At 72.0% G+C, this 8,456-nt stretch carries 9 protein-coding genes; 5 read left to right on the forward strand and 4 right to left on the reverse strand.

Annotation, left to right across the window (positions count from 1 at the left end; all coding sequences use genetic code 11):
• Positions 1 to 121 precede the first annotated feature (121 nt).
• Positions 122 to 787: a TetR/AcrR family transcriptional regulator gene (locus tag FHN55_RS08135; RefSeq protein ID WP_139711820.1), complete on the reverse strand. Its 666-nt coding sequence runs from the start codon at positions 785 to 787 to the stop codon at positions 122 to 124.
• Positions 788 to 821: 34 nt separating this feature from the next.
• Here FHN55_RS08135 and FHN55_RS08140 point away from each other — a divergent pair, with 34 nt between their 5' ends.
• On the forward strand, positions 822 to 2,306 hold the full coding sequence (locus FHN55_RS08140; protein ID WP_257570801.1) for an MFS transporter: 1,485 nt from the start codon (positions 822 to 824) through the stop codon (positions 2,304 to 2,306).
• Positions 2,307 to 2,405: 99 nt separating this feature from the next.
• Positions 2,406 to 3,395 (forward strand): aldo/keto reductase, encoded by a 990-nt coding sequence (locus tag FHN55_RS08145; RefSeq protein WP_139711821.1) that lies wholly within the window; start codon positions 2,406 to 2,408, stop codon positions 3,393 to 3,395.
• Positions 3,396 to 3,762: 367 nt separating this feature from the next.
• Here FHN55_RS08145 and FHN55_RS23235 read toward each other — a convergent pair whose 3' ends face one another.
• On the reverse strand, positions 3,763 to 3,990 hold the full coding sequence (locus FHN55_RS23235) for a hypothetical protein (protein WP_218974456.1): 228 nt from the start codon (positions 3,988 to 3,990) through the stop codon (positions 3,763 to 3,765).
• A 142-nt stretch (positions 3,991 to 4,132) separates the two neighbouring features.
• On the opposite strand from FHN55_RS23235, the gene FHN55_RS23240 reads away from it, so the two are divergent.
• Positions 4,133 to 4,405: a hypothetical protein gene (locus FHN55_RS23240; RefSeq protein WP_218974457.1), complete on the forward strand. Its 273-nt coding sequence runs from the start codon at positions 4,133 to 4,135 to the stop codon at positions 4,403 to 4,405.
• Here the strand turns inward: FHN55_RS23240 and FHN55_RS08155 are convergent.
• Both FHN55_RS08155 and FHN55_RS08160 read right to left on the reverse strand, forming a co-directional pair.
• Entirely contained in the window at positions 4,381 to 4,794 is a 414-nt protein-coding gene (locus FHN55_RS08155) for a cupin domain-containing protein (protein WP_139711828.1), read from the reverse strand. The genes FHN55_RS23240 and FHN55_RS08155 overlap by 25 nt on opposite strands.
• Before the next feature lie 160 nt (positions 4,795 to 4,954).
• Complete coding sequence (locus FHN55_RS08160; protein WP_139711822.1) at positions 4,955 to 5,980, reverse strand: zinc-dependent alcohol dehydrogenase family protein; 1,026 nt, start codon at positions 5,978 to 5,980, stop codon at positions 4,955 to 4,957.
• 214 nt (positions 5,981 to 6,194) lie between these two features.
• Between FHN55_RS08160 and FHN55_RS08165 the strand changes: the two genes are divergently transcribed.
• Both FHN55_RS08165 and FHN55_RS08170 read left to right on the forward strand, forming a co-directional pair.
• Positions 6,195 to 7,127: a helix-turn-helix transcriptional regulator gene (locus FHN55_RS08165; RefSeq protein ID WP_139711823.1), complete on the forward strand. Its 933-nt coding sequence runs from the start codon at positions 6,195 to 6,197 to the stop codon at positions 7,125 to 7,127.
• Positions 7,124 to 8,395, forward strand: a complete 1,272-nt coding sequence (locus tag FHN55_RS08170) for a multidrug effflux MFS transporter (RefSeq protein WP_218974458.1) — start codon at positions 7,124 to 7,126, stop codon at positions 8,393 to 8,395. Before FHN55_RS08165 ends, FHN55_RS08170 begins: the two co-directional genes overlap by 4 nt.
• Positions 8,396 to 8,456: the final 61 nt, after the last annotated feature.

The following is an 8,456-nucleotide window of genomic DNA, read 5'->3' on the forward strand; positions in this document are numbered from 1 at the left end:
CCGAGCGTCAGGGGGCCGCGACGTGCCTGAGGCGGCCGGTGAGCGGTCCTGTGCGAGATGGACGGCGCGTGCCGCTGACTCCCCTCCAGCGCACCGAGCTGTGCTGAGCGACGCCGAGCGGTCAGTCTCGGGTCGTACTCGGTTTCGCGGTCGTGGGACCCATGACGGCGTGGGTCTGGTCGCTGGTCAAGGCATCGACGGGTAGCGGTGTCGGGACGCCGGGCTCGGCGCGAAGGCCGTCAAGCACGAGGTGCAGGTAGCGGCGGTACAGGTCGGGGTGCGCCTCGCGGGAGCGGGCCATGATGGCGTTCAGGCCGACCTGGATGAAGGTCAGGTCGGTCCCGGTGACGTCGCCGCGCAGGGTGCCGGCCTGGTGGGCGCGGGCGACGAGTGCGCGGTTCTTGGGCGCCATCACCTGCCGGTTCCAGTCGTGCTGGTCCAGGCCGATCCGGTCACCGCTGACGATCTGCGCCAGGGCTTTGTCGCGCAGCTGCAGGGCCAGCGACGTCTCGAGGTAAGTCACCAGACCGCGCCACGGGTCGGAATCTGCCAGGCCGGCGTCGGCGGCTGCGGCGACCTCGACGGTCTGCTCGGCGAAGAGCGCGTCGAGCACCTCGCCCTTGTTGGCGAACCGGCGGTAGGCGGTGGCGACGCCGACGCCGGCGTGACGCGCGATCTCATCGAGGGTCACCTCGAAGCCCTGTTCGGCGAACAGCTCGCGGGCGGCGGCCAGCAGCCTGTCCCGGTTCAGTGCGGCGTCCCGCCGCAGCGCCCGCGGCTGCCTCATCGCTTCCGCCTGCGCCATCCGCCCACCGTACTTGATGCGGAGGATCAGACTCCGGATCCAGTGCTACGCTCGCGCCATCCGGAGTAAGTTTCTCCGCTTACTCGAGGTCGTAACGGAGCAGGACGTGATGTCAGCCAGCACCGACGACCGGTCGGCCTTTACCACGGGAGCCTCCATCGACGGCCCGCACGCACGGGTCGTGATCACCGCCGCCTCGCTGGGGTTCTTCCTCATCACGCTGGACATCTCCATCGTGAACGTGGCCCTGGCCCAGATCCAGGCCGAGCTCGGTGGCGGCACGGTCACCCAGCAGTGGGTCATCGACGGGTACACGCTGCTGTTCGCGGCGCTGCTGCTGTTCGCCGGCAACCTGTCAGACCGGATCGGCGCCAAACGCGCCCTGACGCTGGGCATAGCGATCTTCGCGGTGATCTCGGCGGCGTGCGGGCTCGCCCCGACCAGCACCTGGCTGGTCGCGGCCCGCTGCGCGCAAGGCGCTGGCGCGGCGATCGTGTTGCCCGCCTCGATGTCACTGGTCCGCGAGGCCTTCCCCGACCCGGCCCGGCGAGCCAGTGCCCTGGGGGTGTGGGCCGTCGGCGGCGCCGTGGCCGGTCTGGTCGGCCAGCCCCTGGGCGGGCTGCTCACCACGGTCGACTGGCGGTGGGTGTTCGCGATCAACCTGCCGGCCTGCGCCGTCATGCTGCTCCTGCTGACCGTGGTCGCCACCTCCCCGACCCGCCCGAGCCCCTTCGACTGGGCCGGCCAGGCGCTGGCGGTCATCGGCCTGTCGACGCTGGTGTACGCACTCATCACCGGCGGTCACGCCGGCTTCGCTGCACCCGAGGTCGTCGCCGCCTCCGCGACCGCAGTGGTGGCCCTCGTCGGATTCGTGGTCCTGCAGTCCCGTGGACGCCACCCGATGATGCCGCTGGACCTGTTCAGAGCGCGCGGGGTCCGGCTCGCGCTGCCGGTCGGGTTCGCATTCATGGTCGCCAACTACGGCAACGTGTTCGTGGTCAGCTTGTTCCTGCAACAGCAGCTCGGCCTGTCCGCGCTGCGCGCGGGGCTGGTGTTCCTGCCCTCGGCGCTGTTCGCGATCGCCGCCAACCTGGCCTCCGGACCGGTCACCAACCGCCTCGGCGCGCGACTGCCCGTGGTCGCCGGCCTGACCGCGATGGCCGCCGGCCTAGTCGCGTTGGTGCTGACCGCACCGCTGGGCAGCCCCCTGGTGGTGGCAGCGTGCATCATCCCGATCGGTGCTGGCGGGGCGCTGGCGATGCCCTCGGTGACCGGGGTCGTCCTGGAAGGCGTCCCGGCCCAGCAGGCCGGCACCGCCAGTGCGGTGTTCAACACCTTCCGCCAGGTCGGCGGTGCGGTCGCGATCGCCGTGTTCGGTGCCCTCATCGCCGACCCGGACGGCGCCCTCACCGGGGTGCAGCTCAGCTTGGGCATCGCCGCCGCCGCTGTGCTGCTGGCCGCCCTCAGCAGCCTTCGCATCCGAGCCCGCACTACCTCTTGACGAGCATCTCCGCGCACGCACCTTCCGACACGCAGCTCCTGACCAAGACCGACGAGCGACCCGACCACCACGTCCACCCCCCACATCGAGGAGAAGCACATGCATCACCGCACTCTCGGCGCCGACCTGACCGTCTCGGCCATCGGCTTGGGCTGCATGACCATGACCGGCGGCTACAGCGGCCGACCCGACCGGGCCGACATGGTCGAGCTGCTGCACCAAGCGGTCGACCTCGGTGTCACCTTCTTCGACACCGCCGAGATCTACGGCCCCCACGCCAATGAGGAGCTCGTCGGCCAGGCCCTCGCCCCGCACGCCGACCACATCACCATCGCCACCAAGTTCGCCCAGGACATCGACCCTCAGACCCGCACACCCCAGGGCAGGATGCTCGGGCCCGACCAGATCGCCGGCGCGGTCGAAGGGTCCCTGCGCCGCCTCGGGCTGGGCACGATCGACCTGTACTACCAGCACCGCGTCAACCCCGACGTGCCGATCGAGGAGATGGCCGGCGCGGTGAAGGACCTGGTCGAGGCCGGCAAGGTCCGCCGGTACGGCCTGTCGGAGGCCTCCGCTGACACCATCCGCCGCGCCCACGCCGTCCAACCGGTCACCGCTGTTCAGTCCGAGTACAACCTGTGGTGGCGCCGCCCCGACACCGACGTGCTGCCCACCTGCGCTGAGCTCGGCATCGGGTTCGTGCCGTTCTCCCCGCTCGGCAAGGGGTTCTTGACCGGCACCGTGGACACCACCACGACCTTCGCCGAGGGTGACCTGCGCGCCCAGATCCCCCGCTTCGCCCGCGAGGCGCTGCAGCACAACCTCGCCCTGGTGGACCGGGTCAAGCAGATCGCCGCCGCCAAGGACGTCACCCCCGGGCAGATCGCGCTGGCCTGGCTGATGGCCCAGCACCCGTGGATCGTCCCCATCCCCGGCACCACCAAGGCCCACCGGCTGAAGGAGAACCTGGCCGCCGCCGACGTCTCCCTCACCGAGACCGAGCTCACCGTGCTCGATGAGCTGTCCACCACGATCGAGGTGCACGGCGGCCGCTACCCCGACTTCCTCGAAGCCCAGACCAACCTGTGACCCACCGACCGGCCGGCCGGCCGGCCGGCCGCCCAAGGAGCCTCTACGGCGACGACCAGCGCCATCGGCCGGTGAGGCGCCCCGAAGACCTCACGGCGTCCGGTGACGGATGGTGCTCCTGCTCTGCGGGGTGAGGCGCTGGGCCCTGGCGGCTGCGGCGCTCCACGGTGCGCTTCGGCGCGCTGGCCGGGTCTGACTCGTCGGTGTCGGCGGTCCGGGCCAGCTCAGCACCGATCAGCTGCGCCAGCTGACCCAGCAAGCGGTCCTGGAAGCCGACATCGTCAGCAGCGGAGGCGACGCGCGTCGGGTGGTGGTGGTGCCACACCCCACCACCGCGACGAGCCTGGGCATCGTCGCTGGTGACGAGCTAGACCCGCGTGCGGTGCCCCTCAGCCAGGTCGTCAGGGGCTGCGGCGCCACCGATGCGGGTGGGCACCCACGCGGGGTCGATGGCGCTGGTCACCACCTGCGGCCAGCGCCGGGCCAGTGCCAGGGCGGTAACGAGCAGCTTGCTGTCGCAATAGGCCTGAGTCCCGTCCCAGCGCCAGCTGTTCCAGCCCAGGTCCTCCACGGAAGCGGCGCCGCCGCGGTGCATGTCGCTGGACAGGAAGACCTACCGCCTCGGCCGCGGCAGCAGGCACACGAGCAGGTAGGGCGCCAGCACGTGCACCGTGAGAGTGCGTGGGTGCCCCCAGGGGGCCGCAGTCGCGACGGGGCTCGCCGTAGACCGCGGTGTCGTGGATGACCGAGTCCACCAGGGCGATGCCCTGGACCTGGTCGGCCAGGTGGCGGACCTGCTCGAGGTCGGACAGGTCACCGACGACGACGCTGGCGCCACGTGTGGTGAGGTCCTTCAGCGACCCCGTGCGGTGGTCGTCGCGGGCGTGCACGACGACGTCGTGGCCGTCCTGGAGCAGCGCAGCGGCCGCGGCTCACCCCAGTCCATGGGTCGAGCCGGTGGCCAGGACGCGGGCCTCGGGGGGCCTCAGCTGCGCTGGGCTGCGGCGTAGGTGGCGTCGTCGACGGGCTCCAGCCAGGTCACCGGGCTGGTCCCACCCTCCCCGTCGTCAGCGGCCTCCTGGATCGCCAGGTGCGCGGCGAAGACGTCGGTGGTGGCGCCGTGCCAGTGCTCCTCCCCGGGGGGGCACACGACAGTGTCACCGGCGCGGGCCCGCACCACGGACCCGTTGCGAGTGCCGACCAGAGCGGTGCCGTCGGTGACGTGCAGCACCTGCCCGAGCGGGTGGACGTGCCAGTGCGTGCGGGCGCCAGGGGCGAAACGCACGTGGGCGACGCCGAGCCGGGACGGCTCCACGCCGGTGGCCAGCGGCGTCATGAGCACCGCCCCTGTGAACGTGGCGGTCGGTGACTGAGTGGGAGCGGGGGTGTTGAGCTGCATCACGATCCTCTTCGTCGACGAGGGCTTCAGTGGCCGTCAGCGGCCGGCGGACTGTCCCACCGGCCGCTGACGGGGAGGGAGGGACGGGGAGCGCCTGAGCACCCGACGAGGGCGACGAGGCCGTCGAGGCGCCGTCGGGTCGTCGTCGGCTGCTGTTCGCTCAGACGGTGAGCAGGACCTTGGTGGCCTTGCGCTCGTCCATCGCTCGGTAGCCCTCGGCGGCGTCGTCCAGCGGCAGGGTCAGGTCAAAGACCTTCCCCGGGTCGATCTTCCGGTCCCAGATGAGCTGGATCAGCTCGGGAAGGAAGCGGCGCACCGGCGCCGGGCCACCGTGCAGGTGCACGTGGGTCATGAAGATGTCCTCCCCGGTGATGGCGACGTCGTGCAGGACCCCGACGAACCCGACGTGCCCGCCGGCGCGGGTGGCGCCGATGGCCTGGTGCATCGACTCGTGGGTACCGACGGCCTCCACCGCGGAGTGTGCCCCGAGGCCGTCGGTGAGCTCCTTCACCTTCGCGATGAAGTCCTCGCCGCGCTCTTCCAGGACGTCGGTGGCGCCGAACTCCCGCGCCAGGGCCTGCCGGTCGGCGTGACGGGAGGAGATGATGATCCGCGCCGCACCGAGCTGCTTGGCGGCGAGCACCGCGGACAGGCCCACGGCGCCGTCGCCGACCACCGCGACGGTCTTGCCGGGGCCGGCCTCGGCCGCGACGGCGCCGAACCAGCCGGTGCCCAGCACGTCAGAAGCGGCCAGCAGGGAGGGAACCAGGTCGGGGTCGGGCTGGCCGGGGGTGGCGACCAGAGTGCCGTCGGCCAGGGGCACGCGCATGCGCTCGGCCTGCGCGCCGCCGCTGGTGCCGAGCACCTCGCGGTGGATGCAGCTGGTCTGGTAGCCGGCGCGGCAGATCTCGCAGGTGTTGTCCGAGGCGAAGAAGGACCCGACGACGAAGTCGCCGACCTTGATGTCCGTCACCTCAGCGCCGACCTCCTCGACGACGCCGGCGTACTCGTGGCCCATGTGGGAGGGCTCGCTGAGCTCGTCGGTGCCGCGGTAGGGCCACAGGTCCGACCCGCAGATGCAGGTGGCGGCCAGGCGGATGACCGCATCGGTGGGCTTCTGGATGGTCGCGTCGGCGACGTCCTCCACGCGGACGTCTCCGGGGGCGTGCATGACGACAGCGCGCACAGGTCTCTCCCTCATCAGGTCGTCGCAGGAACCGCTCTCAGCTCCTGCGCCAGCGACTCCCCCCGTGGGTGGGGCGCTGGTTGTTACGCATCGATGGTTGCCCGCCACGATGGTTGTGAACCCCCCTCAGCGGTGCCCTGGCGGGGGGTGTACCGCGGGTGCACCCCAGGCCAGTGACTCCCTGCCCCAGCCGCACAGGCCTAGCGTCCTCGTCATGGACAACCGCGCCGAGGTCCGCGAGTTCCTCACCACGCGCCGCGCCAAGGTCAGCCCCGCCGACGCCGGGCTCCCGGCGGTCGGCCAGCGCCGCGTGACCGGGCTGCGCCGCGCCGAGGTCGCCGCCCTGGCCGGGATCAGCGTGGAGTACTACGCCAAGCTCGAACGCGGCACCATCGCCGGGGTCTCCGCCTCGGTGTTGGAGGGGCTGGCGCGGGCGCTGCAGATGGACGACGCCGAGCGCACCCACCTGTTCGACCTCGCCCAGGCCGCTGACGGCACCGCCGCCCTGGCCCGCCCTCGCCGCCGCTCCACGGCCCGGTGGACGCCGCGGCCCAGCCTGCAGTGGGCGCTCGACGCCATCACCGTCAGCCCCGCCATCGTGCGCAACGGGCGGATGGACCTGCTGGCCACCAACCCCCTGGGGTGGGCCATGCACTCCTCGCTGCACGAGGCCGCCGCCAGGGCAGCCGGCGGTGCAGGCGGTAGCGGAGGTACCGGTGCGCCCCCGAACTTCGCTCGGTACACCTTCCTCGACGAGGACGCCCGGCGCTTCTACCCCGACTGGGACACCGCTGCGCACACTGCCGTGTCGATCCTGCGCACCGAGGCCGGCCGCGCCCCGCACGACAAGGACCTGCACGACCTGGTCGGGGAGCTGTCCACCCGCAGCGAGGCGTTCCGCCGCCTGTGGGGCGCCCACGACGTGCGCCTGCACGGCGCCGGCAGCAAGGCCTTCCACCACACCGCGGTCGGCCGCCTGGACCTGACGTACGAGTCGATGGACATGGTCTCCGAGCCAGGCCTGACGATGACGATCTATGCCGCTGAGCCCGCCAGCCCGACGGTTGAGGCGCTGCGTCTGCTCGCCTCGTGGGCCGCCACCGAGATGTCGACCCGCTCTGCGGTCGAGCAGGAGCCCGCACTGTGACTACCAGCAAGTCGACCACGACGACGATGACGAGCGTCGCTGGCGCAGAGGCCGCCGCTGGAGCTGGCGCTGGAGCCGCCGCAGCGCAGCCCGTCTCGGCTGCGCTCATCGCGGCGGTGGTGCTGCTGACGGCCATCGCGCCGCTGGCCACCGACATGTACGTGCCCGCTTTCCCCGACGTCGCCCGCGACCTGAGCACCTCCGCGACGGCGGTGCAGCTGACGCTGACGACCTTCTTCACCGGCATGGCCCTGGGACAGCTGGTCGGCGGTCCGGTCTCGGACGCGCGGGGGCGGCGTGCGCCGCTGCTGGCCGCGGTCGTCGTCGTGCTGGTCGCCTCAGTCTCGTGCGCGCTGGCGCCGAGCATCGAGGTGATGGCCACCGCCCGCTTCGTGCAGGGCCTGGCCGGCGGGTGGGCGATGGTGATTGGCCGCGCCGTCGTGGTCGACCTGGCCACCGGGCCGCAGCTGGTGCGTTCCCTCAACCTCGTCCAGGGCGTCGGCGGGATCGCGCCGGTGCTGGCGCCTCTGCTGGGCGGGGTCATCCTGCAGTTCTCCGACTGGCGGGCACCGTTCTGGGCGATCGCCCTGATCACCGCCGTCACGGGTGTGGTGGTGTGGTTTGTGGTGCCGGAGTCACTGCCGGCCGGTCGCCGTCACGCGGGAGGGCTGAGGTCCTTCGCCGGGGCAGCGCGGCAGGTGCTGGCCAGCCGCCCCTACGTGGGGTACCTGGTGGTGTGCTCGGCGATGATGGTGGCGCTGTTCGCGTACGTAGCGACGTCTGCGTTCGTCTTGCGCTCGATGAACGGGCTCTCGCCGATCGCGTACTCGGTGTCCTTCGCCGCCAACGCCGGCGGGATGACCGTGGCGGCGCTGGTCTCGGCGCGCCTGGCGGGACGGGTGCCCACGCGCACGGTGATCCTGGGCGGGCAGCTGCTGGCGCTGGCCGCCGGTGTCGCGATGCTCGCCGGAGCGCTGTGGTTCGCAACCCCGCTGGTGCTGGCGCTGGTGAGCTTCTTCGCGCTGATGGTGGCGATCGGCTTCGTGCTGGGCAACGCCGGGGCGCTGGCCAACGCTGCGGTGCCCGAGCACCCGGGCACCGGTTCGGCGGTGCTGGGGATGCTGCAGTGGGGCACCGCTGGCGTCGCGGCGCCGCTGGCGGGGATCGGCGGTGAGCACACGGCTGTGCCAGTGGCCGTGCTGATGACCCTCGGAGCGGTCGTCTCGCTGGTGGCGCTGCTCGCCGTGGCTCGCTCACCGCGCTCCTGACTGACGACGCAGAGCCCCCTGCACGGGCAGCGATGGTCAGTGAGACGCTGACCGGGCAGCG

The sequence above is a fragment of the Streptomyces sp. NP160 genome, from assembly GCF_006335115.1.
Classification (GTDB): domain Bacteria; phylum Actinomycetota; class Actinomycetes; order Actinomycetales; family Quadrisphaeraceae; genus Quadrisphaera.